15 protein-coding genes are annotated in these 14,389 nt (G+C 69.8%); 5 read left to right on the top strand and 10 right to left on the bottom strand.

Going from position 1 to position 14,389, the window contains the following annotated elements:
- Positions 1-23 precede the first annotated feature (23 nt).
- Both Q5722_RS09105 and Q5722_RS09100 read right to left on the bottom strand, forming a co-directional pair.
- Positions 24-521, bottom strand: a complete 498-nt coding sequence (locus Q5722_RS09105; protein WP_305027898.1) for a DUF7665 family protein — start codon at positions 519-521, stop codon at positions 24-26.
- A 5-nt stretch (positions 522-526) separates the two neighbouring features.
- On the bottom strand, positions 527-1,012 hold the full coding sequence (locus Q5722_RS09100; protein WP_305027897.1) for a hypothetical protein: 486 nt from the start codon (positions 1,010-1,012) through the stop codon (positions 527-529).
- Between the two features lie 25 nt (positions 1,013-1,037).
- Between Q5722_RS09100 and Q5722_RS09095 the strand changes: the two genes are divergently transcribed.
- The 4 genes from Q5722_RS09095 (at position 1,038) to Q5722_RS09080 (ending at position 5,095) form a co-directional block, all read left to right on the top strand.
- Positions 1,038-1,430, top strand: coding sequence for a hypothetical protein (locus Q5722_RS09095; RefSeq protein WP_305027896.1), 393 nt, complete (start codon positions 1,038-1,040; stop codon positions 1,428-1,430).
- A complete protein-coding gene (locus Q5722_RS09090; protein WP_305027895.1) occupies positions 1,427-2,521 on the top strand; it encodes a helix-turn-helix domain-containing protein in 1,095 nt (364 codons plus the stop codon). The genes Q5722_RS09095 and Q5722_RS09090 overlap by 4 nt, the downstream gene beginning before the upstream one ends.
- Before the next feature lie 42 nt (positions 2,522-2,563).
- On the top strand, positions 2,564-3,718 hold the full coding sequence (locus Q5722_RS09085; protein WP_305027894.1) for an AbiH family protein: 1,155 nt from the start codon (positions 2,564-2,566) through the stop codon (positions 3,716-3,718).
- A 789-nt stretch (positions 3,719-4,507) separates the two neighbouring features.
- Positions 4,508-5,095, top strand: a complete 588-nt coding sequence (locus Q5722_RS09080; protein WP_305027893.1) for a hypothetical protein — start codon at positions 4,508-4,510, stop codon at positions 5,093-5,095.
- Between the two features lie 76 nt (positions 5,096-5,171).
- Here Q5722_RS09080 and Q5722_RS09075 read toward each other — a convergent pair whose 3' ends face one another.
- The 4 genes from Q5722_RS09075 to Q5722_RS09060 form a co-directional block, all read right to left on the bottom strand.
- Positions 5,172-9,569, bottom strand: a complete 4,398-nt coding sequence (locus Q5722_RS09075) for a PKD domain-containing protein (RefSeq protein WP_305027892.1) — start codon at positions 9,567-9,569, stop codon at positions 5,172-5,174.
- A gap of 130 nt (positions 9,570-9,699) precedes the next feature.
- Positions 9,700-10,149: a hypothetical protein gene (locus tag Q5722_RS09070; RefSeq protein WP_305027891.1), complete on the bottom strand. Its 450-nt coding sequence runs from the start codon at positions 10,147-10,149 to the stop codon at positions 9,700-9,702.
- A gap of 51 nt (positions 10,150-10,200) precedes the next feature.
- Positions 10,201-10,494, bottom strand: coding sequence for a hypothetical protein (locus Q5722_RS09065; protein WP_305027890.1), 294 nt, complete (start codon positions 10,492-10,494; stop codon positions 10,201-10,203).
- Positions 10,494-10,712: a hypothetical protein gene (locus tag Q5722_RS09060; RefSeq protein ID WP_305027889.1), complete on the bottom strand. Its 219-nt coding sequence runs from the start codon at positions 10,710-10,712 to the stop codon at positions 10,494-10,496. Before Q5722_RS09060 ends, Q5722_RS09065 begins: the two co-directional genes overlap by 1 nt.
- Positions 10,713-10,759: 47 nt before the next feature.
- On the opposite strand from Q5722_RS09060, the gene Q5722_RS09055 reads away from it, so the two are divergent.
- Complete coding sequence (locus Q5722_RS09055; protein ID WP_305027888.1) at positions 10,760-11,389, top strand: TetR/AcrR family transcriptional regulator; 630 nt, start codon at positions 10,760-10,762, stop codon at positions 11,387-11,389.
- Between the two features lie 9 nt (positions 11,390-11,398).
- Here the strand turns inward: Q5722_RS09055 and Q5722_RS09050 are convergent, their stop codons facing one another.
- Genes Q5722_RS09050 through Q5722_RS09035 form a run of 4 tightly spaced genes read right to left on the bottom strand, consistent with a single transcriptional unit; the run spans position 11,399 to position 14,372 of the window.
- Positions 11,399-12,436, bottom strand: a complete 1,038-nt coding sequence (locus tag Q5722_RS09050; RefSeq protein ID WP_305027887.1) for a sulfate/molybdate ABC transporter ATP-binding protein — start codon at positions 12,434-12,436, stop codon at positions 11,399-11,401.
- Positions 12,433-13,218, bottom strand: a complete 786-nt coding sequence (locus tag Q5722_RS09045; protein WP_305027886.1) for an ABC transporter permease — start codon at positions 13,216-13,218, stop codon at positions 12,433-12,435. Before Q5722_RS09045 ends, Q5722_RS09050 begins: the two co-directional genes overlap by 4 nt.
- A 3-nt stretch (positions 13,219-13,221) precedes the next feature.
- Positions 13,222-13,977 (bottom strand): molybdate ABC transporter substrate-binding protein, encoded by a 756-nt coding sequence (gene modA / locus Q5722_RS09040; RefSeq protein ID WP_305027885.1) that lies wholly within the window; start codon positions 13,975-13,977, stop codon positions 13,222-13,224.
- Positions 13,974-14,372 (bottom strand): TOBE domain-containing protein, encoded by a 399-nt coding sequence (locus Q5722_RS09035; RefSeq protein ID WP_305027884.1) that lies wholly within the window; start codon positions 14,370-14,372, stop codon positions 13,974-13,976. The genes modA and Q5722_RS09035 overlap by 4 nt, the downstream gene beginning before the upstream one ends.
- Positions 14,373-14,389 lie beyond the last annotated feature (17 nt).

The raw sequence follows: 14,389 nt of genomic DNA, 5'->3' as shown, positions 1-14,389 counted from the left end.
AGCGTGAGGAACTGCTGAGCCCGTCACGACGCCGCCTGAACGTCATTCATCGCTGGACCCGTCGCAGTGGCCAGCGTGGCATGAAGAAGTCGGAGGACGTCAACAACGGTACGCGTGGAACCCCAGACATAACCGGGGTGCTCCTCCTTCCACCCGTCGTGACCGTTCAGAGCCGCCCGGTCGTACGGGAAGTAGAACGCCCTTACCCCGATACTTCTGCACCAGTTCGGGTTGAACACAGCGTCCGCCGCTCCCCCAGTCGGCCAGTCAGCCTCCGGAAGCGGGGCGTCGGCCTCCACCGACCACAACTGACCAGTGGGCGCTTGGAACGGGTAACCGGCACAGTCCAGTCGCACCCCGACCGTGCGACCGGACCGACCAACGATCGTGAACGTGGCGACCGTCCCAACGCGGGAGACGAGCGACCACAAGCCGCCGTCCTGACCACGCAGGAACGGGGCGCGCCGCAGGTCACCGTCGAGGGCCTGCTCATCGGGCGGGACGTGGTTCACCTCGTTCATGCCCGTCACCCCGCGAAGCGAACGCCGGCAACGAGGTCGAGGGCCAACACGCCGTCAGCAGCGAGCGAGCCGACGTGCTCGTCGCTGTCCAGGTCCGCCGCACTACCCGACAGGCGGAGAACGAGGCTCGCGGCATCCACCGGGTTGACGGCGAAGCCGTCCGGACCGGTCGCCCAGTCCAGCACCTTCTGGATCCGGACACCGGGCCCAAACGCCGCCGACTTCGTCGCACCGTTGTAGGCGACCGACACCGTCACCTGCCCGCGTCCGACGTGAACGGCGGCACGTCCGCTGTTCGTCACCTCGGCGACGGTAGCCGCCGCGTCGAGCGGCGCCTCGGCGTCCTCCGCCCAGACCGTGGCACCGTCCGGGACCAGCGTCGAGACGAACACCGTCTCCTCAACGTCAACCATCTCAACCGGCTTGTCACCGTGGATATATACGCGCACTGCCCTACCTCCTCTGGAGTGGCCTGACTCGATGACCGTCATCGAGCCGGTAGGATTTACGTGATTAGTGTACGGCATTCGACTTTACCGATCCAGTAAAGGCAAACGCGTGAAGGTTCTCCCGGTCGGCGAGGCGGTCGCGGACGCCATCCATCCCTCCGCGTTGGCACGCCTCGAAGGGCGCGTACGGGACGACCTTCGGATGGCGCTGCACCTGCTCAAGCACGCCGAAACGCTCGCCCAGCTCGCGACGACGCGTGCAGCGGCCCTAACCAGGCTCACACCGAAGCAAGTCAGCGACTTCCACTACGGGACGCCCGCCAGTGGGCTCATCCTGCGACCGATTGACGACCGCGGACGCCCCATCCCGGTCGACCAAAACCCGACCGGTCTCAGCCGGGTCCTCGCCGTCGCCATCTGCGCGGTCGGCATGTCTTTGAAGGAGGCCATCGACTCATGACGACATCCCCCGTCACTACCTACTTGGACCACGACTACGGAATTACGCCAGGCGACTTCCTGCGCGCGGAACTCGCCGCGCGGGGCATCAGCCAAGCGGACCTCGCCGTCCGCGCGAGCTTGTCAGCCAAGCACCTCAACCAAGTCATCACCGACACCGTGCCTCTATCGACTGACACGGCAATGCGGCTTGAAAGGGTGCTCGGCATCTCGGCCGACCTGCTGGCCCGACTTGACGCCGCCCACCAGGCACAGTTGGGGCGCACGAAGTCGACCGCCAAACTGGCCGACTACAAGGAATGGTTCGCGCAGTTCAACGTCGCGGACCTTGTAAAGCATGGAGTCGTGACCGCCAAGACGACAGTCGAGTCGCAGATTGGCGAGCTTCTCGACTTCTTTGCCGTCGCTGAACCGAGTGGGTACGACAAGCTGTACGTCGAACCACTGCTGTCCTTCCGACGCGCTCAACACATTGCAATCGATGCAAACGCCACATCTCTATGGCTTCGACTGGCCGAGCGCAAAGCCGAACCCCTAGTGGTCGGCGACTACTCGAGAGCAAGGTTCGCTGACCTCCTCGACGAACTCCCGAGTCTGACCCTCAAACCCATTTCGCAGGCGTGGCCGGAGCTCCAGGAACGATGCGCCGAAGTCGGCGTCGCAGTCGTCTACACGCCCGCCATTGCGAAGACGGGAGCATCGGCTGCGGTTCGTTGGCTAGGCCCCGAAAAGCCTGTCATCGCACTGACAGGCCGCGGTGGCTATGAAGACTCGATCTGGTTCTCGTTCTTCCACGAAGCCGGGCACATTGTCCTTCACCCACGACGGAAGAGCGTCGTTGAATTTGGTGCTCCCGACGACGCCGATGGAGCCGAAACTCAAGCAAACGACTTCGCCAAGAAGACGGTGCTCCGAGGAAAGGCGCGAACGCTCGCGAAACTCTCAACTGCCAGCGAAATCACCGAACTTGCCGCCAGCATCGGAATCCACCCCGGCATCGCAGCTGGAATCTGGGCGTTCGACAAGGGGTCGGCAGGGTGGTCGAAGGCTGCGCGAATCCGTCGGAAGCTCGACGACTCAGCACTGAAGTAGGGAACGCCGGCGACCGGAAGACGAGATGGGATAGGACAAGGCATGGCGTATCGCGCGTTCACGAGAGACGAGTACGAGGCGCTCGCAAACCAGCACAACATCATGGTGCTGGTAGGCAACGGCTTCGACATTCAAGTCGCCCATCGGTACCAATCACGGTTCTCGCCCCGCTATCCGTCCTTTTACTACTACCTCGCCTCCCGCGACTTTGACTCCTCCAACCTCGTCGTCCAACAGATGGCCGCCGCCAAGGAGACTGGTCGGGAGAACTGGAGTGACATCGAATCAGCGATTGGGCACCTCCTTAGCCCCGAAGGTGGGTGGCATTCGCCCGAGGCTGTCTATGAAGCGACGGTCGCCGTCCAAACCGCATTTTCGGAGTATTTGGAACTTGTAGCGCCACCGGGCCTACTGGCGCAGCTCGGCAACGATTCCGCGAACAACTCATTGGCCATGACGTCGATGGCGGACTTGATCGGGGATGTCGCCGCAAGGTCCCCGATCTTTGATTCCTTCACGTTCCCAAGCGAGACCGGTCATTACGACCTTTACAACTTTTTGTTCGTGAACTTCAACTACACACCCCTGCTCGACGACTACGTCTTTCGAGACGCCCAGCAGTTCAAGCCACGCGCTCACACAGTTGCCGACCGGAACTTCACCTTCCGCCCCAACCCTACAAATCACCCACGCGGATCCGGCAACCACGAGACCGGCTGGTCGAGTTACGTCCGAAGCGAAGTGATCCATCCCCACGGACAACAAGCCATTCCGCGATCGCTTCTATTCGGAATCGACGCCCCCGACGGTCTCGACCACGGCAGAGACTCCCGTCGAAAGCTCATGAAGCCGTACTGGGCAATGAACCAGATCGAGTACGGCCATCTCTTTCCAGACACACGACTGTTCATCGTCTTCGGTTGCTCGCTCGGCGAATCTGACGGATGGTGGTGGCGACGCGTATATTCCGCGCTAAATCGACAGAACGACCAAGGATCTCCCGCCAGCGAGCTCATCATCTATTGGTGGACATCTGACGCGAATCCCGCCACAAGGGCGACAGTTCTCGACGCGTTCTTTGCCGGCGTCAGCGCAACCACGGGTGGAGTCCTACAGGATCGCGCGAACGTCGAACCGCAGATCCAGGTTGTCGTCTACACAGACCAGGACCCGCCGGTCTTCCTTGCAACGCCGTGAGAACGGGCCCTCAGCGATCGTCTTATGTCACTCGCCACTGGTGACGCGGTGGAAACGCGCGGTCACCTCCGCTGATCCGCGCGCTTCTGCATGAGTCGCAGATGGATTAGATGCGGTTAAGAGCTTCTTCTCCTTGGTCAAGGGCGCGCCTGCGGCGCGCCGCGGGGCGGGGCCCCGCGCTCCGGGCATGCGGGCTGGCGCCCGGTCCCTGCGCGCACCCCACCCCTCAGGGCTGGTGACGACGGAGACCAGGCGCCAGCTCAGGCCGCTTCGCCCCAGCGGTCACGGCACGCTCAGATCACCCACGGTGGAGACGGCGCGCGACACCTCCGGGGCCGCCCCGAAGCCTCACCCTCCGCGGCGTACCCGACCTTGACTTCGCGCACCCCCGGCGCACCTCGGACCCCGGGAACCAGCGCACTTCACGCACGCCGAAGGACGGCGCCTTCCGCTCAACCAAAGGCCCCGGACGGTCTCGTAATGAGCAGGTCGTCAGTTCGAATCTGACAGGTGGCTCCACTCCGAGAACCCCGTCCCACCCGCAGGAACTCCTGCGAACCGGGCGGGGTTCTCGCGTGTCTGGCGCCCGCCGCTGTAACGCCCGGCATCCCCGGTGACATCAACCCGGTATCGGCACGATCGGCGTGCCGGCGAACGGGAGGACGTCACATGGCGCATGCGCGGAGGCACATCGACGCGGATCGGGCGGCCCACGGGCTACCGTCGGCGAGGCCGCGCACCTCGCTCGGACCAGCCCTGGCCTCAGTGGTGGCGGCCTGCCTCGGGGCGGTGATCCTCAGCTCGCCGGCCTTCGGCTCGATCGCCCCCACCGGGACCCCGGTGAAGTTCTGGAGCTACGGACTCACCGAGACCCAGGCGGCGGCGCACCTCCAGGGGTACGCCCGGACGGACCCGACCTTGAAGACGCTTTCGCTCCGCCGCGACGCCACGACGTTCTACGCGACGACCACCTACAACCGCCTGGACCGTCTGCGGATGTCGAACGGGTGGGGCATCAACTCCCACACCGTGCTGCGTTTCGACAACGCTCACGGAACGGAGCTGGGTCGCCTCGTGATCGACGCCGTGCCCGACACGAGCGCCGGCACCGGTTACACCACGTACTGGTACTGCGATCAGGCGACCGCGACGACAGGTGCCGCACGAACACACCACCCGGGCAAGGGATCACTGGTCTACAGCACCAGCACCGTGCACTACCAGGTGTCGCTCGGCATGCTGGGGCGATGCGGGTTCGCGAAGGGGTCCCGGGTCCTCGTGGTCGCAGGATCGGGCCTCTTCGACACCCAGTACGGCAAGGCGAGCGGCGAGTGGAAGTCGTTCATCTCCGACAAGCGCTACTCGTTCACCTACTGAGCACGCCCGGGAGCCCCGGAACACAGCAGCCCCGCAGCGCACGGGGCGCGGCGGGGCTGCTGCGGAGGTTGCTGCGTCAGCGGAGTGGCCCGTAGACGAGCAGGTCATCGATGTTGCCGATGCCGGTCGCCATCCGGACCACGACCTTGTGCGGCCCGGCGCCGAGGCCGGCGAAGACGGTCCGGCCGGTCCAGGCGACCGTGGTCGAGGTCGCGCCGGTCGAGACGGCACCGACGTAGCTGCCGTCGACGTAGATCTTCGCGGTGCCGCCGCCCTTGACCCTGCCGAAGGTCAGGCCGAACCGGTCGCCGCTCGTGAGGACGGTCAGCGACCCGCGGCCGGACGTGGCGTTGCGGCAGCTCTTGCCGCCGCGCGCGTTGCTCGACACGACGTTCCAGGTGCCGCCCCGCGTGACCGAGGAGCCCTCGCACGCCACGCGGCGGGCGACGATGACCGTCCGGTACGCCGTCGACGAGGCACCGTCTGCATCGGTCACCCGCAGCGCGACGCTGTGACTGCCCGGCTGGCCGAAGCTGCGGGCCAGCGTCGCCCCCTCGACGGGGGCCCCGCCGTCCACGCTCCACGCGTAGGTGAGCGAGCCCGGGCTCTCCTGGTCGGACGAGGCGCTGGCGTCGAACGTCGCCGTCACGCCGGTGTACAGCGGCTGCGGAGCGAAGGTGAACGACGCCGTCGGCGCCGTGTTCGCGACGGTCACGGTGACGGTCGTCGACGAGGACGCGCCGAACGCGTCCGTGACCGTGAGCGTGCCCGTGTGGCTACCGGGAGCGCTCCAGCTGCGGGTGGCCTTCGCCGTGCTCGCCGTGTCACCGCCGCCGAAGTCCCACAGGTACGTGAGCGCGTCGCCGTCCGGGTCCGAGGATCCGGTGCCGTCGAACGTCACGACGTCGCCCGGGAGCGGCGCAGCCGGCGTCACGGCCGCGGACACCACCGGCGCCCGGTTCGACACGACCACCGTGAGGGTGGTGGTGTCGGAGGCCCCGAACGCGTCCGTCACCGTCAGCGTGACCGGGTAGCTGCCCAGCGACGCCCAGGTGTGCGTCGCACTGGCGGTCGTCGCGGTGTCGCCACCGCCGAAGTCCCACAGGTACGTCAGCGCGTCGCCGTCCGGGTCCGAGGACCGGGTCGCGTCGAACGTCACGACGCTTCCCGGGTGTGGAGCGGCCGGCGTGGCCGTGCCCACGGCCGACGGCGCGGCGTTGCCGACGTTCACGGTCACCGTGGTCGACGACGAGGCGCCGTAGCGGTCCGTGACGGTGAGCGTGACGAGGTAGCTGCCCGTCGCCGACCAGGTGTGGCTGGCCTTGGCCGTCGTCGCGGTCGCCCCACCCGGGAACGCCCACAAGTAGGTCAGCGCGTCGCCGTCCGGGTCGGAGGAGCCGGTGGCGTCGAAGGAGACGGCGTCACCGACGTGCGGGGCGACCGGCGTCGCAGTCGCCGAGGCGACCGGGGCCTGGTTGGAGACGTTGACCGACACCGTGGTCGACGACGACGCGCCGTAGGGGTCGGTGACGGTCAGCTTGGCGGTGTAGCTGCCCGTGGCGCTCCAGGTGCGGGTCGCCTTGGCAGTCGTCGCCGTGGCGCCACCCGGGAACTCCCACCGGTAGGTCAGCGCGTCACCGTCGGGGTCGGACGAACCGGTCCCGTCGAAGGTCACCGTGTCACCTGGGCGCGGAGCGGTCGGAGTCGCGGTCGCGGCGGCCACGGGCGTCTTGTTCGAGACGGTGACCGTCACGGTCGTCGACGCGGAGGCACCGTACGGGTCGGTGACGGTCAGCTTCACCGGGTAGCTGCCCGGCGCGGACCAGCTGCGGGTCGGCTTGGCCACCGTGGAGGTGGAGCCGTCCGGGAACTCCCACGTGTAGGCCAGCGCATCGCCGTCCGGGTCGGAGGAGCCCGTGCCGTCGAAGGTCACCGTGGTGCCCGGCCGCGGAGCAGCCGGCGAGAAGGTCGCGACCGCCGTCGGCGCCTTGTTGGAGACGTTCACCGTCAGCGTCGTCGAGGACGAGGCACCGTAGGGGTCCGTCACGGTGAGCTTGACCTGGTAGGTGCCGATCGGGCCGGCCGGGCGGGTCGTCTTCGCGGTGGTCGCCGTGACGCCGCCCGGGAACTCCCACCTGTAGGTCAGTGCGTCGCCGTCCGGGTCGGACGAGCCCGTGCCGTCGAAGGTGATGGTGTCGCCGGGGTGCGGGGTGGCCGGCGTGGCCGTCGCCGATGCGACCGGCGCCGCGTTGGAGGCAGTCACGGTCACGAGGTCGGAGGTCGAGGCGCCGAACGCGTCGGTCACCGTGAGCTTGACCTGGTAGGTGCCGACGGCCGGGAAGGCGCGCGTAGCCTTCGCGGTCGTCGCGGTCGCCCCACCGGGGAACTCCCACGTGTAGGACAGCGCATCGCCGTCCGGGTCGGAGGAGCCCGTGCCGTCGAAGGTCACGGTCTCGCCGGTGTGGGCTGCCTGCGGGGATGCGGTCGCCACGGCGACCGGAGCCCGGTTGACCACGGTCACGGTGACGGTCTTCGTGGCGGAGGCACCGAACGGGTCGACGACGGTCAGCTTGACGGCGTACGAGCCGGCGTCGGCCCAGGTGTGCTTGGCAACGGACGTCGTGGCCGTGTCACCGCCCGGGAACTCCCACAGGTACGTCAGCGCGTCCGCGTCCGGGTCGCTCGAGCCGCGTCCGTCGAAGGTGACCTCCTGGCCGCGGTGGGCGGTGAGCGGCGAGGCCGCGACAGCGGCGGTCGGAGCCGCGTTGGTGGCCTCGACGGTGACCGAGGACGTCGAGGAGATGCCGTGGGCGTCGGTCACGGTGAGGCTGGCCGTGTAGGTGCCGGTCGCGGGGAACGTGTACGCCGTCGAGGCGGTCGTCGCGGACGAGCCGTCCGGCAGCGTCCAGAGGTACGTCAGGGCGTCGCCGTCGGCGTCAGTCGAACCGCTGCCGTCGAGGGTGACCGGCTTGCCCGGGTGGGCCGGGTTCGGTGTGGCGGTGGGCCTGGCCACCGGCGCGGCGTTCGCGAGGACCGAGACGCTGAAGGTCTTGAGGGAGACGGCTCCCACCGGGTCCTTCACGCGCAAGGTCGCGGTGTAGCTGCCGGCGGCGTAGACGTGCTTGGCGACCGGGCTGGCGTCGTACGCCGTGGCGGCGGAGCCGTCGCCGAACGTCCAGGAGTACTGCAGCTGGCTCGGCGTCTCCGCGTCCGTGGAGGCGGACCCGTCGAGGGTGACCTGCTGCAGCGCGTACGCCGGCTGCGGCGTGACGGTTCCGGCAGGGACCGGGGCGGTGTTGCCGACCGTGATCGTGACGGTCGCCGTGCCGGTCTGCCCGTTGGCGTCGGTCACGCGCAGCGTGACCGTGTAGGTGCCCGCGGCGGTCCAGGAGTGCGTGACCTTCGAGCTCGTGAGCGCGGTCGTGTCCGTACCGTCGCCGAAGTCCCAGGCGTAGGTGAGGGCCGCGGTCTCGCGGTCGGTCGAGGTCGAGCCGTCGAAGGAGACGGACTGGCCGACGTTCGCCTTGGTCTGCGAGGCAGTCAACCGGGCAGCGGGCTTCTCGTTCGCACCGACGGTCAGGGCGAAGCTCTTCGTCGTGGCCAGACCCTGGGGGTCGGTCACGGTGAGCTTGACCTGGTAGTAGCCGGAGGCGGCGTAGGTGTGCGCCGGCGCGACGGTGGACGCCTTGGGCGATCCGTCGGCGAAGTCCCAGGAGTAGGTCAGCGACTGCGGCGTCTCCTTGTCCGTGGAGGCGGTGCCGTCGAAGGTGACCGACTCGCCCGCCGTCGGGGACGCGGGCGTGATCGTGCCGGCCGCCGTGGGCGCGGAGTTGGTGACCTGGAGGGCGAAGGTCTTCGTGTCGCTGGCGCCCTGCGGGTCGGTGACGACCAGCTTCACCGTGTAGGTGCCCGCGGCGGCGTAGGCGTGGGTCGGCTTGACGCCCGCGCCGGTCGAGCCGTCGCCGAAGGTCCAGGCGAAGGTCAGGCCGCTGTCGGCCGTCTCCTGGTCGGCGGTACCCGAGCCGTCGAACGTGACGGCCTGCTCGACGAGGGCCGGGGACGGCGTCGCCGTCGCCTGCGCCACCGGCGCGGTGTCGTCGACGTTGAGGACCACCTGGTCGGTGTCGGTGAGCCCGCCCGCGTCGGTCACGGTGAGCGTGACCGTGTAGACGCCCGCGTCCGGGTAGATGTGGTCGACCGCGATGTTGGAGCTGCTCGACGCGGTGGCCGCAGAGCCGTCACCGAAGTTCCAGGCGTAGGAGAGGTTGGCCGTCGCCGTCTGGCTGTCGCTCGACCCCGAGCCGAGCAGCGTCACCGTGTTGCCCGCGTGGGCCGGGTTCGGCGTCGCCTGCGCCACGGCGGTCGGCGGCGAGTTGAGCAGGGCGGCGTCGGCGGCAGGCGTGACCACGAACGCTGCGGGCGCCGCAAGCGAGGTGGCGAGCACCAGCTTGAGCGCGCGTCGGTTCGACCGCATCGGGCGCAGCTTCACAGGGGGCACATCCTTCGTCTTCCGGACAAAACGAAGGGGTCAACGACAGCCGCCCATGTGGGGTACGGCACGCAGTACGCGACGCGCAAGCGGCCTAGACCACCTGCGAAGGCCGTCAACAGCGGCGGATGACCGCGCCCTCCCGGGCACAGAGGCCCCGGTAGTCGTACGCGAGGCCGCCACCGGCATCGCGCTCCTCGGGCGTCACCAGGCCCGTGGCGTCCATGCATCCGTCGTACGGCGAGGGCAGGGTCCGGCCGGCGCGCCAGATGGTCGCGCAGTCATCGGAGGTCTCGTCGACCGGCGTCGGGACGACGTACCTGCTCGGATCCGCCGCGATCGTCATCGCAGGATCCGCGCTCGACTCCTGGGGCACGGGCGGGACCTCCGTGGGGATGTCGGTCGACGACCTGGCGAGCTCCTCGGCGGCCTTGGCGAGCGCGTTGTCGGGCGATGCGGTGCTGCCCGCGGCCGTCGGCGCGGCCGAGCCCGCCGTGTCGGTGGCGTCGGCGCCGCACGCCGACAGGGCGACGACGAGCAGGGTCCCCAGGAGCAGCAGGCGCATGACTCGAGGGTAGGCACTCGACCGATGAAGGCGAAGGGATCCGCGGCTCCGTCAGCCGCGACTGGTGACCGCCGCGTGGATCTCCGCCAGCTGGAGCTTCATCGCGGGCAGCTCGTCGAGCAGGACCATGCGCTCCTCGAGCTCCTCGAGGAGGCCCTGCACCTTCAGCAGCGTCTGCTCGGTGCGCCCGAGCAGGCCCTCGACGTTGCCGAGCAGGTCGCGCACGTCGACGAGCCGACCGTCGACCGAGGCGAGGGTCTGGCCGACCTGCCCGAGCATGTCGTCGGCGCTGCGCAGGGTGCGGTTGGCGTTCTTGAGGATGTCGCCGACGGGGTTGAGTGCCATCAGGCGATCCCGACCAGGTGCAGGGGCCAGAAGAGGATCGCCCAGAGGAACTGGACGACGCTGAGGGGCGTGAGGGTGCTCGTCGGCTCCGCGCCGGCGGCCTCCATCCAGAAGATGCCCCCGACGACGTAGCCGAGGACCGCGAGCGTCACCAGGGTCGTCGCCGCACCTCCGGTTGCTTCGTCGTCGACCGTCGGGGCGAGTGATTCGGTGCCCATGATTACTACCATAGAGTAGTAATCATGGACGCGCTACCCTCCCTCCGATGACCAGCCACGACGAGAAGCGCAAGCGGAGGCCGTACGCCGCCCGCATGCCCGTCGAGCAGCGACGGACCGAGCTGCTCGACGCCGCCCTGCGTGTCGTCGCACGGGACGGCTACGCCGCGCTCACCGCCCAGGCCATCGCCGCCGAGGCAGGCGTGACGAAGCCGGTCCTCTACGGAGCCTTCGAGACCCTGCCGGCGCTGCTGGAGACGCTGCTCGACCGCGAGGAACGCAAGGCGATGGGGCAGCTGACCTCGGTGCTGCCCTTCGCCGTCTTCGGCGACCCGTCGACACTGGCCGCCCGGATCACGAAGGCCTGGGCCGACGCCGTACGCCGCGAGCCGGTGACGTGGCGACTGATCCTCGCCGGCGACGGCACCGCACCCCCGGCCCTCACGGCGCGCATCGAGCGGGCCCGCGCGGGACTCCGCGACCAGGTCGCCTCCCTCATCAGCACCTACGTGCCCACGGACAAGGCAGACCCCGCCATCCTCGCCCGCGCCCTGGTCGCGACGGCCGAGGACTTCGGCCGCCTCCTGGTCTCCACTCCTGAGCAGGTCGACGTCGAGCGCCTCGCCTCGACCGTCCAGGCGCTCGTGAGCGGTGTCGTGCGCGCGACGCACGCCTGAGCCACCGAGTCAGCGCGGGTAGATCTCCACCTCGTTGGCCTTCACCACGAAGACGACGTCGCTGCCCGGCGCGAGGCGGAGCTCCGCAGCCGCCTGGGGTGTCACGAGCGCCGCGAGGTCGCCGGCGACCACCCGGACCTGGTCGGCCGACGGCTCGATCGCGGAGACGGTCACCGGCCACGCGTTGCGGGGAGAACCCGCAGGCGCCGCGGCGTACACCGAGACGGCGGAGGGCCGGAAGGCGGCGACGGCGTCGGCTCCCTCGGGCAGCTCCTCGCGCGCCGTCCCGGAGACGCTCCGCTCCCCCACGAGTACGCCGGAGGACCACCGCCCCCCGACGAGGTTGAGCCCGGCGACGCGTGCAGCGAAGGCAGACCGGGGCCGCGCCAGGACCTCTGCAGCCGGACCGTCCTCCACGACGCGCCCACCCTCGAGCACGACGACCCGGTCCGCGAGCAGCAGCGCGTCGAGCACGTCATGGGTGGCGATCACGGCGGTGCGGTCGCGGAGCACCTCACGCAGCACCTGGCGGAGGGCGGGGCGCGCGTCGACGTCGAGGGCGGCCATCGGCTCGTCCAAGAGCACCACCTCGGGCTCCGCAGCCAGTGCACGCGCGATCGCGACGCGCTGCGCCTGGCCGCCGGAGAGCGCCCCGGGGCGGCGGTCCGCGAGGTCGACGCAGCCCACCCGGTCGAGCCAGCGCACCGCTGCCGCCCGCGCGGCGCGGCGGCCCAGACCCTGCGAGCGCGGGCCGAACGCGACGTTGCCCGTCACGTCGAGGTGCGGGAACAACAGCGCGTCCTGGGCGAGGAGACCGACCCCGCGATCGTGGGGAGCCACCCAGGTCGACGCGCCGGAGAGGGTGCGCCCACCGAGGACCACGTGCGAGGCCCCGTCACGAAGCGATCCCGCGACCGCGCCCAGGAGCGTCGATTTCCCCGCTCCGTTGGGGCCGAGGAGGGCGACCGTCTCCCCCGGCTCGATCCGCAGGGCGACGCGGACGTCGCGGGCAGCCACATCGGCGGCGACCTCGAGGGCCGCGCTCACAGCACGCCCCGGTCACGTCGCACGACGACGATGATGCCGACCGCGACCGCCATGAGGAGCACCGAGAGGGCGACCGCGGCATCCGGGTCGACCTCGCGCTGGAGGTAGATCTCGAGCGGCAGCGTGCGCGTGACGCCCTGCATGCTGCCGGCGAAGGTGATCGTCGCGCCGAACTCGCCCAGGGCCCTCGCGAACGCGAGCACCGCGCCCGACAGGAGCCCCGGCAGGACGAGCGGCAACGTCACCCGGACGAGCACCCGGGTCGGGCGCGCCCCCAGGCTCGCCGCGACGGACTCGTAGCGGCGTCCCGCCGTGCGCAGCGCACCCTCGAGGCTGGTCACCAGGAACGGAAGCGCGACGAAGGTCTGGGCGAGCACGACCGCCGCGGTCGAGAAGGCCACCTGGATGCCTGCCACCTCGAGCACGTGCCCCAGGAGACCGCGTCGCCCGAACGTCGCGAGCAGCGCGATGCCGCTGACCACCGGCGGCAGGACCAGGGGCAGCAGCACCGCAGCGCGCAGCACGCCGAGGCCGCGCGCACGCGACCGCGCCAGCACCAGCGCCATCGGCGTACCGAGGAGGAGGCAGAGGAGCGTGCTGGCAGCTGCGGTCCGCAGGCTCAGCGCGAGCGCGACACGGGCGGACTCGCTCGTGACGAGCCCTCCGACGTCACCCCACGGCACCCGGGTCAGGAGTGCCGCGAGCGGCAGCAGCACGAGCAGGCCGCCGGCCGCCGCAGGCACCCAGGCCCACCGCGGCAACGACGGCTCACCCGTGCGCACGGGTCAGGCCTTGCCGAAGCCGGCCGCGGCGAGCGCCTTCTGGCCCTCGGCGCCGGTGACGAGGGCCACCCAGGCGGCCGCGAGGTCGGCGTGCTCCGATCCCGCGAGCGCGGCGATCGGGTAGGTGTTCACGGCGTTGACCGACGCGGGGATCGCGATGCCCGCGACCTGGTCGCCGGCGGCGCGGACGTCGGTCACGTAGACGAGGCCCGCGTCCGCGTCGCCCGACTCCACCTTGCCCAGGACGTCGGCGACCGACTGCTCCTCGCTGACCGGCTTCCAGTCGAGCCTCGCGTTGGCCTCCACCGCGGCAGCCGCGGCCCCGCACGGGACCTCGGGCGCACAGGTGACGAGCTGGACGCCCTGCCTCGCGAGGTCGGCCAGCGTGGCGACATGGGCCGGGTTGTCCGCGGGCACGGCGATCTCGAGCGTGTTCGTCGCGAAGTCAGCCGGGGCGAGGGCCTCGTCGCCGAGCTTGCCCATGTTCGCGGTGTCCGCCGAGGCGAAGACGTCCGCTGGGGCGCCCTGCTGGATCTGGGCGACCAGGTCGGAGGAGCCGGCGAAGTTGAAGCTCACCGTGACGTCGCGGTGGTCGGCCTGGAACTCCGTGCCGAGCTGCTCGAAGACCGACTTGAGCGAGGAGGCGGCGTACACGGTGAGGGTGGTGCTCGGGCCCTCGGTCGCGTCACCGCCACAGGCGGCGAGGCTGGAGGCCAGGACGACGACCGCGGCGACAGCGGTCAGGAAGCGCGTGGTCATGCCGTTGCCTCGTGGGTCTCGATGACGACGTTGGTCGACTTGATGGAAGCGACCGCGAGCGAACCCCGCTCGAGGCCGAGGTCGCGCACCGCTTCGCTGCTCATCAGGGAGACGACGCGGAACGGCCCGCACTGCAGCTCGACCTGGGCCATGACCCGGTCCAGGGTGATGTCGGTGACCAGCCCGACGAACCGGTTGCGCGCCGAGCTCGTGCCGGGCACGCCCGGCTGCTGGGCGTGGTCGCGGGCGACCATGGCCACCTCGTAGCCGTCGACGACCTTGCGACCCGCGTCGTCGAGGCGGGCCTCGAGCAGCCCGCGGTCGATCCAGCGGCGCACCGTGTCGTCGCTCACGCCGAGATGGGCGGCAGCGTCTTTGATTCGCAGGTGCGGCATATGCGCAGGCTACCTGA

The sequence above is a fragment of the Nocardioides jiangxiensis genome (genome assembly GCF_030580915.1).
Classification (GTDB): Bacteria; Actinomycetota; Actinomycetes; order Propionibacteriales; family Nocardioidaceae; genus Nocardioides; species Nocardioides jiangxiensis.
The sequence above is the reverse complement of the archived record's forward strand: the minus strand, read 5'-3'. Positions and strand labels throughout refer to the sequence as shown.